We start from the raw sequence: 16759 nt of genomic DNA on the forward strand, positions 1-16759 counted from the left end.
TCACCGGCAGCGACCAGCGATTCGGGTCTGAAGCGCTCGGGTCACCATCGGCGTTGACGGTTCACGCCGACATCCTGGCACGACCTAGGCCGTGAGGGTGAGGGGAGGTTGCTGATTCGTTGCTGAGAAACCCCGGCTGAGCAGGGCGAATGATGGGAAGGCCGATGGTAGGGGAGCCGAAAGTAGGGCGACCGGTGTGGCTCTGACGTGGTCCCGACCAGGGCTCGTGAGTGTTGCGGCCGGTTCTAACCGGCCGGAACGCTCACGAGTGTGACCTGCCGCACTGCCGGACGTCCGATGGCAGGATGGCGGACGTGGAGCAAAAAACCGTACGCGAAACCGTCCGCACGCGCTGGACCCAAGAGGTCCTCCCGAGCCTGTCCGGCCTGGTGGAAATCCCAGCCCTGTCGCCGGCCTTCGATGCCGACTGGGTGAACTCCGGACACCTCCGGGCCGCCGTCGAGCACGTCCGCGACTGGATCACCTCACGCGCGATCCCCGGCGCCGAGCTCGAGATCGTCCAGCTCGAAGGCCGCACCCCGGTGCTGCTCGTCGACATCCCGGCCACGCCGGGTGCCGAGGACAAGGGCACCGTGCTGCTTTACGGCCACCTCGACAAACAGCCGCCGGTCGGTGGCTGGGCCGAGGGCCTCGACCCGTGGAAGCCGGTCGTCCGCGATGGCCGCCTGTACGGCCGAGGCGCCGCTGACGACGGCTACTCCGGCTACGCCGCGATGACGGCGCTCGAGGCGGTGGACGCCGCCGGCGGTTCGCACGCACGCTCGGTCATCCTGCTCGAAGCCGCCGAGGAGTCCGGCAGCCCGGACCTTCCGGCGTACATGACGCACCTGAGCGACCGCCTCGGCGCGGTGTCGCTGGTGGTCTGCCTCGACGCCGGCGGCAACGACTACGACCGGTTGTGGCTGGTCAACAGCCTGCGCGGGATGCTGCACATCAACGTCACCGTGCGTGTACTGGACTCGGCGCAGCACTCCGGCTCGGCCAGCGGCATCGTGCCGAGCTCGTTCCGGATCCTGCGCCGGCTCATCGAGCGCATCGAGGATTCCGAGACCGGGGAGATCAAGCTCGGCTCGTTGAACGTCGAGATCCCGGCTGAGCGACGTGCGCAGATCCAGGCCACCGCGGACCTCTCGCCGGGTGCGGTCAAGACGATGTTCCCACTGGCCGCGGGCACCAAGCCCGTCGTCGACGACGACCTCGAGCTGCTGCTGAACAACACCTGGCGGCCGACGTTGTCGGTGATCGGCGCGTCCGGGTTCCCGGAGCCGGCCAACGCCGGCAACGTGCTGCGCGACGCGACGACGTTGACGCTGAGCTTCCGTCTCCCGCCGACGGCCGACGCCGCCGCCGCGATGGCCGAGCTGAAGCAGGCGCTGACCACGGACGTCCCGTACGCGGCGCAGGTCGAGCTGGGCGAACCGCAGGCGGAGAACGGCTGGAACGCGCCCGAGGAGGCGCCGTGGCTGTCGGACGTGCTCAAGCGTGTCGGCGACGAGGTCTTCGGCGCGCCGCACGCGTCGACGGGCATGGGCGGGTCGATCCCGTTCATGGGGCTGCTCGGCGTGCTGTACCCGGCGGCGCAGTTCGTCGTCACCGGCGCGCTCGGCCCCGACTCGAACATCCACGTGCCCAACGAGTGGCTGCACCTCGAGCAGGCCCAGCGCGTCACCGAGTCCGTGGCTTACATCCTGGACGCCCACGCCCGGTCCTAACTGGACGTGAAGGCCACCTTCATTGCGCAATCTGTCGTGAAGGTGGCCTTCACGACAACGTTAGGCCAGGCGGGTGAGGTGGACGGAGACGTCGAGAGTGGACTGGCCGCCACCGGTGAAGATCCCCTTCAGCGGCGCGACGTCGGCGTAGTCGCGGCCCATCGCGACCCACACGTGCCGCGGGCCGACCGGGATGCCGTTCGTCGGGTCGTACGCCCACCAGCCGCCCGTCCACACGTCGACCCACGCGTGGCTCTCCCCCGCGACAGTCTCGCCGAGCTTCGCCGACGGCCGCGTATGCAGGTACCCCGACACGTACCGCGCGGGGACGCCGATCGCGCGCAGCATCACCAGCGTGACGTGCGCGAAGTCCTGGCAGACGCCTTCGCCCGCCTTCCACGCGTCGGTCGCGGTGCTGCGCACGCCGGTGGTCCCGGGCTGGTACTTGAGCTGCTTGTGCACCCAGTCGCAGATCGCGAGCACCGCGTCCGCCGGATCGACGCCCTTGCGCAGCTCCCGCGCGACAGCGCTCAGCTCACGGTCTCGCGGGGTGTAGTTCGTCGCCCCGAGATACTCCGTCCGCTGGTCGAGCACGGTCTCACTGCGCAGGTCGCGCCAGGTCGCCGTGCGGATCGGCTCGGTGACGTCCGCGGTCTCCACCACCGACGTCGCGAGCACGGTGAACTCCGTGTGCGGCGCGTGCAGGTCGAACGACGTGACGACGGTGCCCCAGTAGTCGGTGTACCGGTACGCCCTGGTCGACGGCGTGGTCTCGACGCGCGTCGCGACCGTGTTCTGCCGCCTGTCCGACCGCGGGGTCAGCCTCGCCTCGTTGTACGACTGCGTGGCCGGGGTTTCGTAGTGGTAGCCGGTGCTGTGCGCCACCCGTAGCTGCCAGCTCACAGGGAGACCTCCGCGCCGAGCCAGGCCACCCACGGTGACGTGTTGAAGTACTGCACCGAGACCGCCTCGCCGATGTCCTTGATCGTGGCCTGCAGGGCGACGAGCCGCGTCGGCAGCTCCTCCAGCAGGTCTGACGGGCGCAGGAACTCCAGCTCGCTGCGGGCCCGGCCGAGCAGCCGCAGCGCCTCGGACTTCTCGTTGCCGCGCGACTTGCCACCGGTGTCGAGCTGACCGAGGCACTCCTCGGCCTGCCGCAGCGCGTGGAACACCGAGCGCGGAAAGAGATTGTCGCGCAACAGGAACTGGACGACCTTGCCGGCGTCGAGCGCGCCGCGGTAGGTACGCAGGTAGGTGTCCTGCGCGCCGGCGGACCGCAGCACGGTGATCCAACCCGGCGAAGACGCCTTGTCCTGGACGCGCGAAAGCAGCAGCCGGACGACCATGTCCGCGCGTTCGACCGAGCGGCCGAGCACCATGAACAGCCAGCCGTCGTCGCGGCTCATCGTGGAGTCGGCGAGCCCGGCGAACATCGCGGCGCGTTCCTCCACAAAGGACAGAAACGCGTGCGGTCCGGCTCGTCGCGCGTAACGCTGCCGGTCGGGCACGGCGTTCCAGGTCGCGTTGAGGCACTCCCACAGCTCGGTCGAGACGACCTCGCGCGCACCCCGGGTGTTCTCGCGGGCGGAGTTGATCGAGCCGACGATCGAGGCGGCGTTGTCCTTGGCGTAGGCGACCAGCTCGGTCAGCTTCCAGACGTCGAGTTCGTCATTGCCTTCGGACTCGATACCGAGGACGGCGAGCAGCTGACGGCTGGCGTGGTCGGGGTCGACGCTCGCGTCTTCCAGCAGCTGGTGGACGGAGACGTTCAGGATGCGGGCCGTGTCGTCGGCACGTTCGACGTACCGGCCGATCCAGTACAGGGATTCTGCGTTGCGGGCTAGCATGGCACCCCCTTGCTGTCTTTTTGTTCTTGCTACTGGGAATTACTGCTGTTGCTGCTGCTGGGAACTGGTCAGTTCCGGGCCCTGCTCGGTGGCCAGACCGTCCCAAGTGGACGCCCCGCCGAGCGCGGGTTGTTCGAGCTCCCGTTCGGCCGTCGAAGACCGGGTCGCGAGCACCCAGGTGTCCTTCGAACCGCCGCCCTGTGATGAGTTGACGACCAGGCTCCCCTCGGGCAGTGCGACCCTGGTCAGTCCGCCGGGCAGGACGAAGATGTCCTTGCCGTCGTTGACCGCGAACGGCCGGAGGTCGACGTGCCGCGGCGCCAGGTGTTCGTCCACTTTGGACGGAACAGTGGACAGCTGGACGACCGGTTGCGCGATCCAGCCGCGCCGATTCGCCTTGACCTTGCGCCGGATCGTGGCCAGCTCGGTCGCGCTCGCGTCCGGACCGAACACGATCCCGTAGCCGCCGGAACCCTCGACCGGCTTGATCACCAGCTCGTCGAGGTGCGCCAGCACGTGGTCGAACTCGTCGGGCAGCCAGCAGCGGAACGTGTCCACGTTGGGCAGCAGAGGCTTCTCGTTGAGGTAGTACTTCACCATCTCCGGCACGTAGGTGTAGACGAGCTTGTCGTCGCCGACGCCGTTGCCGACCGCGTTGGCGACGACAACGTTGCCCGCTCGCGCCGCGTTGAGCACGCCGGCAACACCGAGGACGGAGTCCGGCCGGTAGTGCACCGGGTCGAGGAACTCGTCGTCGATGCGCCGGTAGATCACGTCCACCGGCTTCTCGCCCTCGGTGGTGCGCAGGTAGACGATGTTGTCGCGGCAGAAGACATCACGGCCTTCGACCAGCTCCACGCCCATCGACCGCGCGAGCAGCGAGTGCTCGAAGTACGCCGAGTTGTGCACACCCGGAGTGAGCACGACGACCGTCGGGTCGGCGACGTTCGGCGCGGCCGCCGCCCGCAGCGACCGGAGCAGGTGCGCAGCGTAGTCACCGACGGGCCGCACGCGGTGCTGCGCGAACAGGTCGGGGAACACCCGCGCCATCGTGCGCCGGTTCTCCATCACGTACGAAACCCCGGACGGATTGCGCAGATTGTCCTCGAGAACGCGGAACGTCCCCTGCTCGTCGCGGACGAGGTCGACCCCGGACACGTGGATGCGGACGCCGTTGGGCGGGTTGATGCCGAACGCCTCGCGCTGGAAATGCGCACACGACGTGATCAGGCGCCGCGGCAGGACGCCCTCGCGCATGATCTGCATGTCGCCGTAGATGTCGGCGAGGAACGCTTCCAGCGCGCGGACGCGTTGTGCCACGCCGCGTTCGATTTTCGTCCACTCGGCGGAAGCGACCACCCGCGGCACGAGGTCGAGCGGGAACGGCCGCTCCTGGCCGGACAACGAGAACGTGATGCCCTGGTCGACCATCGCGCGGTCCAACGCCTGCGCCCGGTTCGTCAGCTCGGAGCCGTCGAGCCCCGCGATGGACTCGTACAACGCGCGGTACGGGCCCCGCACGGTGCCGTCGGGCGCGAACATCTCGTCGTAGGCGCCTTCGTGGGGCCGGTCCGGCGAGAGGTACCCATCGAACTGGGCCCCGGGAAGGCCCCGGCGGGTCCCCCGGGAGGTCCGTGCCCGGCGTCCCCCGGGTGGCAGCCGAGGTGCGGCGTTGTTGGTCATGAGCGTCATCCTCGCTCACCCGGGCGCTCGGACGCGACACCTTCTTGTTGCGACCCGGTTAGCAGCCGGTTACCGGGTGGTCCCTCGCGCGTCGCGGGTGCCGGTCATCAGGGCGTCGCGTCGACGCCGTAGAGCGTGCCGCCGGCTACGAGCACGATCCTCGATGCGGTCGAGTTCGGTGCGGCGACGGCCCGCCAGCCCGCATTGGCGTCGCCTCCGGTCAGCCGGACCGCGTCGGGCCTGCTGACCCCGGTGATCCCGGAGCCGACGACCTTGCCGGATTCGTCCAGCACGAGCACGCAGTCGGGATGGGTGTCGGCGACCACGGCCCAGCCGGACAGCAGCGCGTCGCCGCGGACCGGCGGCGTGTCGAGGACGCCCTTGGTCACCCCCGGAGCGTGCGGACCCGGCAGCGGCTTGATGCCGCCGAAGTTGATCTGCGAACCGAGTTCGTAGCCGTGGCAGTCGAGGCTGAAGCTGCCGGTCAGGGGGTACATGCCCAGTGCGCGGGCGGCTGGGACCACCTCGGGGTTGACCTGCAGCGCCGTCAGCGCCCCAGGCGCGTCGACCCGCAGGGCCACTTCGATCGCGCCGTAGCCGTAGTACCCGGTTTTGACCGTGGCGACCTTGGGGTATCCGGTCGCGTAGGTGACCAGGCTGACCGCGACGACTCCGGCGAGGACGTACCGGGCGCGCAGACGTGGCCGCCGCAGCGCGACCAGCGTGAGCGCGGAGCACAGAGCCAGTCCGCCGATCACGGAGTACCGGCTGATCATGCCGACGTTGATCCCCGGCGTCGTCCGGCCGAGCCCGATGAGCAGCGCGAGAGCCAAGGTGCACGTTGCCAGTCCGATCCAGCCGGCTTCGTCGCTCTGTTCAGGCGTGGCGGGGGTGAAGCGGCCTCGCACCGCCGCCACGGCGAACACTGCGAGCAGGATGGCGAGCAGCAGTCCCACCCCCACGGCGAACAGCGTCGCGACATGGCTTTCGCTGGACGCCCACATCGCGCCGAGGCTGGCGCTGATCGCCGCGAGCCGGTGCTGCACGTCGAATGACGAGGTCGCCAGTGCCTGTGGTGCGCTCGGTCGAGTGGTCAGCCAGATCGCGAGCACCGCGATCCCCGCCACTGCCGAGACCAGGACCTTCCAGCGTGGTTCGCGGCGCAACCAAGCGACAAGTACGAGTCCGAGCCAAGCCGGGAACCCGACGCCGAAACAAAGGCAGCCGAACACGGCAGCGGCGAAAGCCGGCCAGAACCGGCCGCGATGCATCAGGAACACCGTCAACACGACGAAGAACAGGGCGGGCGTCCAGCTGATCCCGTTGGTCCCCTGCACCCACAGTTCGATGCCGTGCGTGGAAAGCATGATGAACGCGAACCCGACGGTCAGCGCCGCGCGTTTCACCGGGCTGAGCGAGGTCGGCAGCATCCGGCTCAGCAGCACCACGATGCCGGCCATGAGGAGCACCGTGAGCACCGTGAGGACCCGGTTGTCACCGCCGAAGAACCGCGCGTCGGCCCAGAACAGCAGGGAGGGGACGGCGAACGGCTGTTCGAGGTTGTAGGTGAAGAGCATGCGCGGCTGCAAGGAGCCGTCGTCGGTGGTGATCTTGGCCAGGACGTCCCAGTAGTCGAGCAGCAGGTTCAGCTTTGGCGCTCGGACCGCTTGCAGCGTGACATACGCGAGCGGAAGCAACGAGAACAAGCCGATCACCCAGTGCAACCTGGTTTGCTTGTTTGTCGTGTCCGTCCTGATGGCTTGCATGATGCGGGATCCTAACGGTCGAGTCTCGGGTCGAAACTCGGCCGTAACGCGACGGTGCTGTGCACTGGCTGTAATCGGTGGCAGGATGCGTGCACTCGATCAGTAAGCATTACAAGGAGTGACGACGTGAGCCGTGGAACCAGACTTAAGGCGTTCGCCCTGCTGCCGGCGTTCGCGTTGGCGGGCATGACGATGGCTTGCGGCGCGGGCGGCAACGGCTCCGGCGGCACGAGCCCGTCCACCCCCGCCGCGGCAGGTGGCACCTCCGCCGGTGCGGTCCCGGTCGAGGCGAAGGACGACAAGCTCGCCGCGCTCGTCCCCGACGCGATCAAGTCCGACGGAAAGATCGTGGTCGGCCAGGACCAGAGCTACGCGCCGAACGAGTTCGTCGACAACGGCAAGGCGGTCGGCTTCGACGTCGACCTGGGCACCGCGATCGGGCAGAAGCTCGGGCTGCAGATGGAGTTCCAGAACGCCGACTTCTCCGGCATCATCGCCGGCCTCGCGGCGAGCAAGTACGAGCTCGCGATGTCCTCGTTCACCATCAACAAGGACCGCCTCGCGACCGTCGACATGGTGTCGTACTACAAGGCCGGCAGCTCGATGGCGGTGCTGAAGGGCAACCCGGACAACCTCAGCCTCGACAACCTGTGCGGCAAGACCGTCGCCGTGCAGAAGGGCACCACGCAGGCCGACGACGTCCAGGCGAAGTCCAAGACCTGCACCGACGCCGGCAAGCCCGCGATCGTCGCGTCGCAACTCACCGCGCAGACCGACGTCAACCTGGCGCTGACCGCGAAGCGCGCGCAGGCCATGCTCGCCGACTCGCCGGTCATCGACTACGCGATCACGCAGACCAACGGCGCCCTGCAGGCCGTCGGCGACCCGTACGACAGCGCGCCGTACGGCATTGCGATCAAGAAGGGCCAAGGCACCTACGACCAGGCGGTCCAGGGTGCGGTCCAGGCCCTGATCGACGACGGGACCTTCAAGAAGATCCTCGACAAGTGGAAGCTGAACCCGGTCGGCGTGATCGCCAAGTCGGAGATCAACCCAGCTCCCGCGAGCTGAGAGGACACGTTTCGTGGCTAGCCCTGTCCAGGAGTCTTCCGCGTCGTCGTCGGAGGCCGAACCCATCCGCGCGATCCCGGTGCGCCACTACGGGCGCTGGATCGCGGGGGTGGTCATCCTCTTCGTCGCGTTCATCGTCATCCACAGCGTGGTCACCAACCCCAACCTGGAATGGGGCGTGGTCGGCAGCTACCTGTTCGACGACCGGATCATCCGGGGCCTCGAGAACACGCTGATCCTGACGGCCATCTCGATGGTGATCGGCGTGGTCGGCGGGATCATCATCGCGGTGATGCGGCTTTCGCCGAACCCGCTGGTGTCCGGCGTCGCCGGGATCTACATCTGGCTGTTCCGCGGGACTCCGCTGATCACGCAGCTACTGTTCTGGAACTACCTCGGCGCGGCGTACGGCAGGCTCGGCATCGGCATCCCGTTCGGGCCGACGTTCGCCAGCAGCAGCACCAACGACCTGATCAACCTGTTCACGGCTTCGCTGCTCGGACTCGGGCTCAACGAGGCCGCGTACATGGCGGAGATCGTGCGCGGCGGGATCGCGTCGGTCGACAGCGGCCAGCTCGAAGCGGCGGGCGCGCTCGGGATGAAGCGCACGACAACGTTGCGGCGCATCATCCTGCCGCAGGCCATGCGGGTGATCATCCCGCCGACCGGCAACGAGACGATCGCGATGCTCAAGACGACGTCGCTGGTGGTCGTCATCGGGTACTTCGAGCTGATGGTCGCGGTGCAGCAGATCTACGCGCAGAACTACAAGATCATCCCGCTGCTCATCGTGGCCGCGGTCTGGTACCTGTTCTTCACCTCGATCCTGACGCTGATCCAGATGCAGATCGAAAAGCGCTTCTCGCGTGGTTCCACCTACGCGACGGCGGACAAGCAGAAGTGGGGCTCCCGGATGCTCGGGTTCAGGTTCGGTTCCGCCGGGAGCGGCCGAGGGGCGTCACAATGACCCCGGTCGTTTCCGCGCAGCGGATCTGCAAGTCGTTCGGCAGCCTCGAAGTGCTCAAGGGTATCGATCTCGAGGTGCAGCCGCGCGAGGTCCTGTGCCTGATCGGCCCGTCCGGTTCGGGCAAGTCGACACTGCTCAGGTGCATCAACCACCTGGAGAAGATCAACGCCGGCCGGCTGTACGTCGACGGCGTCCTGGTCGGGTACAAGCAGCGCGGGGACAAGCTGCACGAGCTCAAGGAAAGTGAAGTCGCCTTCCAGCGCAAGGACATCGGCATGGTGTTCCAGCGCTTCAACCTGTTCCCGCACATGACGGCGCTGGAGAACATCATCGAAGCGCCGGTCCAGGTGCGCCGCGAGTCGAAGGCGAAGGCGCGCGAGCGCGGCCGTGAACTGCTCGAACGGGTCGGCCTCGCGGACAAGGAGTCGACGTACCCCGGGCAGCTGTCGGGCGGACAGCAGCAGCGTGTGGCGATCGCGCGGGCGTTGGCGATGGAACCGAAGCTGATGCTGTTCGACGAGCCGACGTCGGCGCTGGACCCGGAGCTCGTCGGCGACGTGCTGGGCGTCATGCGGCAGCTCGCCAAGGACGGCATGACGATGGTCGTGGTCACCCACGAGATGCAGTTCGCCCGTGAGGTCGCGGATACCGTGGCGTTCATGGACGGCGGGGTCATCGTCGAGCAGGGCCCGCCCGCACAGGTGATCGGGGACCCGAAACACGAGCGCACGAAATCGTTCCTGGCGCGGGTGCTGAATCCGAACGAGCGCTGACCCTAAGTTTCCCTCAAGGCCACCTCTGTGGCGTGCGTCGCACCTTAAGGTGAGAGCCCTGAGGGAACTTTCACGAGCAGTCGAGCAGGGGGGCCATCGTGTCGACCACTGATACCGGGCTTCCGCAGCTCGACCCGTTCGCCGGTGTGCCGGACAGGCGCTACGAGCTCAGGGCGTCCGACCTGCTCCGGCCGTTGATCGAGCCGGACTCCAGCGGGCTGCGGCGCTGGCGCAAGCAGGCGACGAACGCGCCGATCGTGCTGGTCGAGGACGCCTACATCACCGGGACGCTCGATCTGCGCGCGGCCGATCTCGACTACCTTTTCCGCTTCGAACGCTGCCGCTTCGAGCATTCACCGGACGTGCGCGAGGCGAAGCTGCTGGGCTTGACGTTCCGCAAGTGCTGGTTGCCCGGGTTGAAGGCCCGCAACCTGCGCAGCCGCAACGATGTCCGGCTGATCCGCAGTGTCGTGGAGGTCGACGCCGACAGTTCGGAGATCGAGGATACGACCGTCCAGCGCGGGGACGACCATGAGCGCGGGGTGCCGAACGCCGCGGTGAACCTGACCGACGCGGTGATCGAGGGCTCGATGGTCCTCACCCGCACGGTGATCTCGCATCCGCAGGGCAAGGCGATCCAGGGCGACCGGCTGACGATTTCCGGTGCGCTGCTGGCCTATCGCATGGTCGCGAACGGCGAGGTCCGCCTGCCTGGCCTGCGCACCGGCGGTAACGTCAACTTTTCCGGTGCCACGCTGAGCAATCCGCACGGGTTCGCGTTCAACGGCAACGGGTTGCACATCGGCGGAAGCCTGTTGTGCGAGGTCGACAACTATGGTCCGGCGGCCCAACGTCAGCGGTTTTCCTGTGACGGCATCCTTTTCCTGCCGAGCGCGCGGGTGGACAGCGACATCATCATGCGGGAGGCCAAACTCGGCGTCCAGCAGGACGGCCCGATCGTCGTCGACGCGTGGAAGTCCAACGACCCGTACCTCGACCCTCGGCCCGCGCTCGTCGCCGATCGCCTGCGGGTCGACGGGAATCTCGAGCTCAGCGACGGTTTCCAGGCGCTCGGCACGGTCCGGATGGTCAACGCGCGCGTCGGCGGGTCGCTGCGGCTGGCGAACGCGGAGATCACCGTCGCGCGGCGGGAAAGCACGCCGCACTACGACCGCGCGCTGCATCTCGACGGCAGTGAGATCAGCGGCGACGTCGAAGCGACCAGCCTGCGCGTGCCGATCGGCCAGTTGCGACTGTCCGATGTCACCATCGGCGGGAACCTGCTGGCGTGGAACGCGATCTTCAGCCATCCCGGCCGGGACGTGGTTTCCGCGCGGCGCACGAAGATCGCGGGGAACCTGCAGCTCACCGACGCGACCATCGAAGGCACGCTGCGGCTGCAGGGCGTCGAGGTCGGCGGCAGCGTGAACCTCTACGGCACGATGGTGACCGCGCCCGGAATGCGGGACGCCAGCAGCTTTTCCCTCGACGTCCGCACCGCGCGGATCGGCCGGGACCTGGTGCTCACCGAGAACAAGGGCCGCCCGTTCCAGGCGCAGGGCGGAGTCAACCTCGACGGCGCGACCATCGCCCGGCGCGTCGACCTGCGGGGTGCGGTGCTCGGTTCGCACCCGCGCGACGGAATCGCGCTCGACGCGAGTGATGTTCGTGCCGACGAGTTCCTGCTGACACCGGCCGTGCCACCGGTCGGCCGGCTGGGGTTGCGTCGTGCCCGCTGCGGCACGCTCGACGACAACGAGGCATTCTGGGCGTCGACAGGCGGGATCGAACTCGAGGACTTCCGTTACGACGCCTTGAAAGTCGCCATCAAGCTCGACGACGACAAGTCGCTCGACCGGCGGATCGTGTTGCTGCGCAAGGCGATGGACGGCTACCGACCCGGACCGTACGACCAGCTCGCGTCGACGATGAGGGCGAGCGGAAACGAAGAGCACGCGTCCACGGTCCTGTTGAAGAAGCAGCAGTTCCGCTATGAGGCGTTGGCGCAGGGCTTCAAGATCTTCGGGCCGGGTGTCCGGCTGTGGAGCTGGCTGCAGCGCTCGATGGTCGGCTACGGCTACCGCCCAGTGCGTGCGCTGGGCTGGCTGCTGGCGCTGCTGGTGTTCGGCAGCATCTGGTTCGCCCTCGGCACGGACGTCTGCGTGCACGACACGGTGAAGTACGCCGTGAGTGGGCCGCGGTGCCTGGTGAACAACCAGGACACCGGCATGCAGTGGAACCCGGTGATCTACACCGCCGACCTGCTGGTGCCCATCGTGGACTTCGGCAACAAGACGCGCTGGTACATGGCCGGCGTCGACAACTGGGTGGCCGCGGGCATCACGTCCATGGGCTGGATCCTGGCCACCACCACCGCCGCCGGCGTCAGCAACATGCTCCGCCGCAACTCGTGAACTTTGTCCCCCGAAAGCCCGACAGAACCCGCCAGAACCCACCCGTGAGGGTGGGATCCGGCTCCCACAGGCTGGTTGGACGGAACACCGCGCGACCGTATGTAGTTGACTCACGGTGTGACTTCCGTAAGACCCCAAGCGCGCGTACGCGCCCCCGAGTTGGCAGGCGACGTCTGGCTCAACACCGGCGGCCAGTCGATCAAGCTCGCTGACCTGCGAGGACGCATCGTCCTGCTGGATTTCTGGACCAGCGGCTGCGTGAACTGCCTGCACGTGATCGACGAACTGCGGCCGCTGGAGGCCGAGTTCGAAGGCGTGCTCGTCACCATCGGTGTGCATTCGCCCAAGTTCCTGCACGAGGGCGAGGTCGCGGCGATCGAGGCCGCGGTCCGGCGCTACGAGGTGCACCACCCGGTCCTCAACGACCCGGAAATGACCACCTGGTCGCAGTACGCCGTCAAGGCATGGCCGACGCTGGTGATCGTCGACCCCGAGGGTTACGTCGTCCACGTCGCCGCTGGCGAGGGGCACGTCGAGGCGCTGCGCCGGGTCATCGCGGACCTCGTCGAGAAGCACGATGCCAAGGGAACGTTGCGCCGCGGCGGAAGCCCGTATGTGCCTGCGGAGGAGAAGCAGAACGAGCTCCGCTTCCCGAGCAAGGCCGTTACGACCGTCGAAGGACGCGTACTGGTCGCCGACACCGGAAACCACTCCGTCGTCGAGTTCGCGTCGGACGGCGAGACCGTCATCCGCCGCTTCGGCAGCGGAGAACGCGGAGCCGTCGACGGCGCTTTCGACCGTGCGAGCTTCACTGAGCCCGCCGGGATCGCGGTGCTGCCCTCCGACGTCGCCGAGCGCGTCGGCTACCACGTCGTCGTCGCGGACATCGCCGGTCACCTGTTGCGCGGCATCGACCTCAACACCGGCGAGGTGTCCACGGTCGCGGGCACGTCGAAGCAGTGGCGCAACGGCCTGTCCAGCGGCAAAGCACTCGACGTCGACCTCAGCAGCCCGTGGGACGTCACGTGGTGGGCACCCGCGGGCGGGGTGGTCGTGGCGATGGCCGGCAACCACACGCTGAGCGTGTTCGACCCGCTGACCGGCGGCATCGAACGCTTCGCCGGCACGACCGTCGAGGGGCTGCGTGACGGGCCGGTGTCCGAAGCGCATTTCGCGCAGACGTCCGGGCTCGCCGCGACGGACGACAAGCTGTGGCTGGCTGACGCCGAGACTTCGGCATTGCGCTGGATCGAAGCGGACGGGGACGGCGACTTCGCCGTGCACACCGCGGTCGGCATCGACCTCTTCTCGTTCGGCCATATCGACGGGCCGGCCGCCGATGCGCTGCTCCAGCACCCGCTCGGCCTCGCCGTCCTCCCCGGTGGCACGATCGCGATCGCGGACACCTACAACGGCGCGATCCGCCGCTACGACCCGCTCCTCCAGGTCGTTTCGACGATCGCCACCGGGCTGTCCGAGCCGTCCGGGCTCCTCGTGCACGAGGGCGAGCTCATCGCGGTCGAGTCCGCGGGGCACCGGCTGACCCGGATCGGCGAAGGCGATTCGACCAGCGTTGCCGGTGCCGCCCATGCCGTCCGGCGGCCGCCGACCATCCTCGCGCCCGGTGAGCTCGACCTGAGCGTCGTCTTCACCCCGCCTCCCGGCGAGAAGTTCGACGACCGCTACGGCCCGTCGACGCGGTTGGAGGTCAGCGCGTCCCCGCCGGAACTGCTGGTCGACGGCACCGGGGTGGGCACCGACCTCACCCGGAAGATCCGGTTCGCCGAGGGGTTCACCGAGGGCGTACTGCAGGTCGTCGCGCAGGCGGCGAGCTGCGACGACGGTTCCGAACACCCCGTCTGCCGCGTGACCCGCCAGGATTGGGGCGTTCCGGTACGCCTTTCGGCCGAGGGCGAGCACGTACTTTCCCTCATGATGGGGGGCGCTCCGGAGGGTTCTGCTCAGTACCATGGGCAGGTGGCCGGGGGCATCGGAAATGGGCGCGGCCGCACCGGTCTCTACCAGTAGCGGGACGCGGAGGGCAGCAGTGCGGGAGCATCTCGACGGGCTGAACCCGGACGCCGACACCGAAACCTTCGGCGCGCCCACGTCGTATACCGACGTCATCCCGGAAGCCCCGATGCTCACCGGGTACGGCGAACCTGCCTATGGCGGACCCGGTTTTGACGAGCCCGGTTTTGACGAGCCACTGCCGGACGGCCTGGCGCTGGTCGACGAGCTGTTCGCGGCCGACGACGAGCCGTTCACCGAGTTCGTGCCCGTCACGCGGCTGCGCCGGGGTTTCGCCAGGGCGTTGATGATCACCGGCGGGGCGCTCGGCGCCCTCCTGCTGCTCTACGCCGCGGACATGGTCATCAGCGCGGACAAGGTGCCGCGCGGGGTGACGGTCGCCGGCATCGACGTCGGCGGCCTGACTCGCCAGGACGCCGAAGCCAAGCTGCGCCAGCAGCTGGAACCGCGGCTGACGCAGCCGGTCGCGATCCATGCCGGTGACGTCCAGGCGCGGTTGAACCCCACGACGTCCGGCCTCGGTCTCGACTGGCCTGCCACCCTCGACCAGGCCGGGCACCAGTCGCTCAACCCGATCGAGCGGGTTACGTCGTTCTTCACCAGCCACGAGGTCGGCGTGGTCACCTCGACCTCGCCGAACGTGCTCACCCAGGCCGTCAAGACGTTGGCGGACACGCAGCTCGACCACCAGTCCGCCGAGGGCAACATCGCATTCCGCGCGCTGCCGGGTGACGGGCTGGTGCGGCCGTACGCCGTCGAGCCCCGGCAGGGGCAGGTGCTGCAGGACGTCGGCGCCGCCGTCCAAGCGCTCACCGCGGGCTGGCTCAGCTCCGGCGGGGTCACGCTCCGGCTGAGCATCACCCCGGTCAAGGCCACCTCCGCGGGGGTGCAGAGCGCGCTCGACGACATCGTCGCGCCCGCTGTCGCGGGCCCGGTCACGTTGCACGGCAAGGGCAAGGACACGGTGCTGAAACCGGCCGCCATCGCCGACTCGTTCCAGTTCGCGCCGCAGGACGATGGCCAGCTCCAGGTGCGGATCGACCAGCAGAAGCTGCAGCTCGCGGTGCAGCAGGACCTGAACCCCACCGAACTGCCGAGCAAGGACGCGCAGATCGTGTTCACCGGCGGCCAGCCGACCGTGCAGCCGTCCGTCGACGCCCGGAAAATCAACTGGCCCAACACTTTCCTGCCGCTCGTCGACGTGCTCAAGAAGTCGTCCGGCCGGGATCTGAACGTCGCCTACGACGCGACCAAGCCCAGCGTCACGACGGAGGCGGCGAACGCGCTCGGCATCAAGGAGGTCGTCGGCGAGTACACCGCGACCGGGCTTTCCGGTGACGCCGAGACGAACAACAGCACGTTGGCCGCGGCGGTGTCGGGCGCGATCGTGAAACCCGGCGGCACCTTCAGCCTCGACGCGCGGTCAGGCGCGTTCAGCGAGGCGCAGGGGTACGTGCCGGCGCCGCTCTACGAGGACGGCTCCGGCCCGACCCTGATCGGCGGCGGGATTTCCGCGCTCGCCAGCGCGCTGTACAACGCCGAGTACCTCGCCGGACTGAAGGACGTCGACCACGCCGAGCACGCCTACTACCTCGACCGCTATCCCGTCGCGCGCGACGCGAAGGCGATGGAAAGCTCCGGAACACCCGTCGACCTGAAGTTCCTCGACGACGCGCCGACCGGCGTCGCGCTCGAGGCGTCGGTGTCGGGCGGCTCGGTGACGGTCAAGATCTGGGGCACGCGGCGGTTCCAGGTGGCCAGCCTCAGCGGCGGCGAGTCGAACCTGATCTCCCCGACGGTCCAGTTCGAGTCGGGTCCGACGTGCGTGCCGTCGGACGGTGCCTGGGGCTTCAGCACGTCCGACCAGCGTGTCCTGTCGGACTTGGGCGGCACCGAAGTCCGCCGCGAGACCCACTCCGCCACCTACGCCCCCAAACCCATCACCCTCTGCGCCTAACCCCCGCCGGACGACCGCAACTCGCCGTCGAGTTGCGAGGGGCGGGCGGGCACTTTTGTGGTTCTTCGGTCGTATGTGTGGGTGCTGGTTGCTGTGGACTGGCTGCGTTTTACCGCACCAAGGGCCGGGACGGTGTACGGCGAATGCCGGTGTCCGGAGCTGGGTGTGGGACTCGTCTGTCTGAGTGTGGGACTCGCCCTCTCTGAACGTGGGACTCGCACAGCACATCGGCGAGTCCCACACTCCGGCCCGGCGAGTCCCACGTTCAGGCCGACGAGTCCCACACTCCGGCCCGGCGAGTCCCACGTTCAGGCCGACGAGTCCCACATTCACCGACAGCCGACCACACCCCCTGACCTCAAGAACCTCACCAGCCACACCGACACCACCCAGCCACCCCAACCGACCTTCAGAATCCCTTCCCCCACACCACCCGTCCCTGCCGCGGTAAAACGGAGCCAGTCCACATCACCCGGCACCCACTGAGGCGTCGCGGACCCACACATACGACACAAGA

The 16759-nt window shown here is 68.3% G+C and carries 11 protein-coding genes; 7 read left to right on the top strand and 4 right to left on the bottom strand.

Annotated elements, in window-relative coordinates; translation table 11 throughout:
• The first annotated feature begins 305 nt into the window (after nucleotides 1-305).
• Complete coding sequence (locus JWQ81_RS27315; protein WP_297545923.1) at nucleotides 306-1733, top strand: M20/M25/M40 family metallo-hydrolase; 1428 nt, start codon at nucleotides 306-308, stop codon at nucleotides 1731-1733.
• A 60-nt stretch (nucleotides 1734-1793) separates the two neighbouring features.
• On the opposite strand, the gene JWQ81_RS27320 is transcribed toward JWQ81_RS27315, so the two are convergent.
• The 4 genes from JWQ81_RS27320 to JWQ81_RS27335 form a co-directional block, all read right to left on the bottom strand.
• On the bottom strand, nucleotides 1794-2636 hold the full coding sequence (locus JWQ81_RS27320) for a transglutaminase family protein (protein ID WP_297545925.1): 843 nt from the start codon (nucleotides 2634-2636) through the stop codon (nucleotides 1794-1796).
• On the bottom strand, nucleotides 2633-3580 hold the full coding sequence (locus JWQ81_RS27325; RefSeq protein ID WP_297545926.1) for an alpha-E domain-containing protein: 948 nt from the start codon (nucleotides 3578-3580) through the stop codon (nucleotides 2633-2635). Before JWQ81_RS27325 ends, JWQ81_RS27320 begins: the two co-directional genes overlap by 4 nt.
• Before the next feature lie 39 nt (nucleotides 3581-3619).
• Complete coding sequence (locus JWQ81_RS27330; RefSeq protein WP_297545927.1) at nucleotides 3620-5272, bottom strand: circularly permuted type 2 ATP-grasp protein; 1653 nt, start codon at nucleotides 5270-5272, stop codon at nucleotides 3620-3622.
• Between the two features lie 98 nt (nucleotides 5273-5370).
• Complete coding sequence (locus tag JWQ81_RS27335) at nucleotides 5371-7029, bottom strand: DUF2079 domain-containing protein (RefSeq protein WP_297545929.1); 1659 nt, start codon at nucleotides 7027-7029, stop codon at nucleotides 5371-5373.
• Between the two features lie 126 nt (nucleotides 7030-7155).
• Between JWQ81_RS27335 and JWQ81_RS27340 the strand changes: the two genes are divergently transcribed.
• The 6 genes from JWQ81_RS27340 (at nucleotide 7156) to JWQ81_RS27365 (ending at nucleotide 16242) form a co-directional block, all read left to right on the top strand.
• Entirely contained in the window at nucleotides 7156-8100 is a 945-nt protein-coding gene (locus tag JWQ81_RS27340; RefSeq protein ID WP_297545931.1) for an ABC transporter substrate-binding protein, read from the top strand.
• 13 nt (nucleotides 8101-8113) lie between these two features.
• Nucleotides 8114-9067 (top strand): amino acid ABC transporter permease, encoded by a 954-nt coding sequence (locus tag JWQ81_RS27345; protein WP_297545933.1) that lies wholly within the window; start codon nucleotides 8114-8116, stop codon nucleotides 9065-9067.
• Nucleotides 9064-9840: an amino acid ABC transporter ATP-binding protein gene (locus tag JWQ81_RS27350; RefSeq protein WP_297545935.1), complete on the top strand. Its 777-nt coding sequence runs from the start codon at nucleotides 9064-9066 to the stop codon at nucleotides 9838-9840. Before JWQ81_RS27345 ends, JWQ81_RS27350 begins: the two co-directional genes overlap by 4 nt.
• Nucleotides 9841-9938: 98 nt before the next feature.
• Complete coding sequence (locus JWQ81_RS27355) at nucleotides 9939-12254, top strand: oxidoreductase (RefSeq protein WP_297545937.1); 2316 nt, start codon at nucleotides 9939-9941, stop codon at nucleotides 12252-12254.
• A 117-nt stretch (nucleotides 12255-12371) separates the two neighbouring features.
• On the top strand, nucleotides 12372-14282 hold the full coding sequence (locus JWQ81_RS27360; protein ID WP_297545939.1) for an NHL domain-containing thioredoxin family protein: 1911 nt from the start codon (nucleotides 12372-12374) through the stop codon (nucleotides 14280-14282).
• A 19-nt stretch (nucleotides 14283-14301) separates the two neighbouring features.
• Nucleotides 14302-16242, top strand: a complete 1941-nt coding sequence (locus JWQ81_RS27365) for a VanW family protein (protein ID WP_297545941.1) — start codon at nucleotides 14302-14304, stop codon at nucleotides 16240-16242.
• Nucleotides 16243-16759 lie beyond the last annotated feature (517 nt).

This window comes from Amycolatopsis sp., from assembly GCF_025464955.1.
Classification (GTDB): domain Bacteria; phylum Actinomycetota; class Actinomycetes; order Mycobacteriales; family Pseudonocardiaceae; genus Amycolatopsis.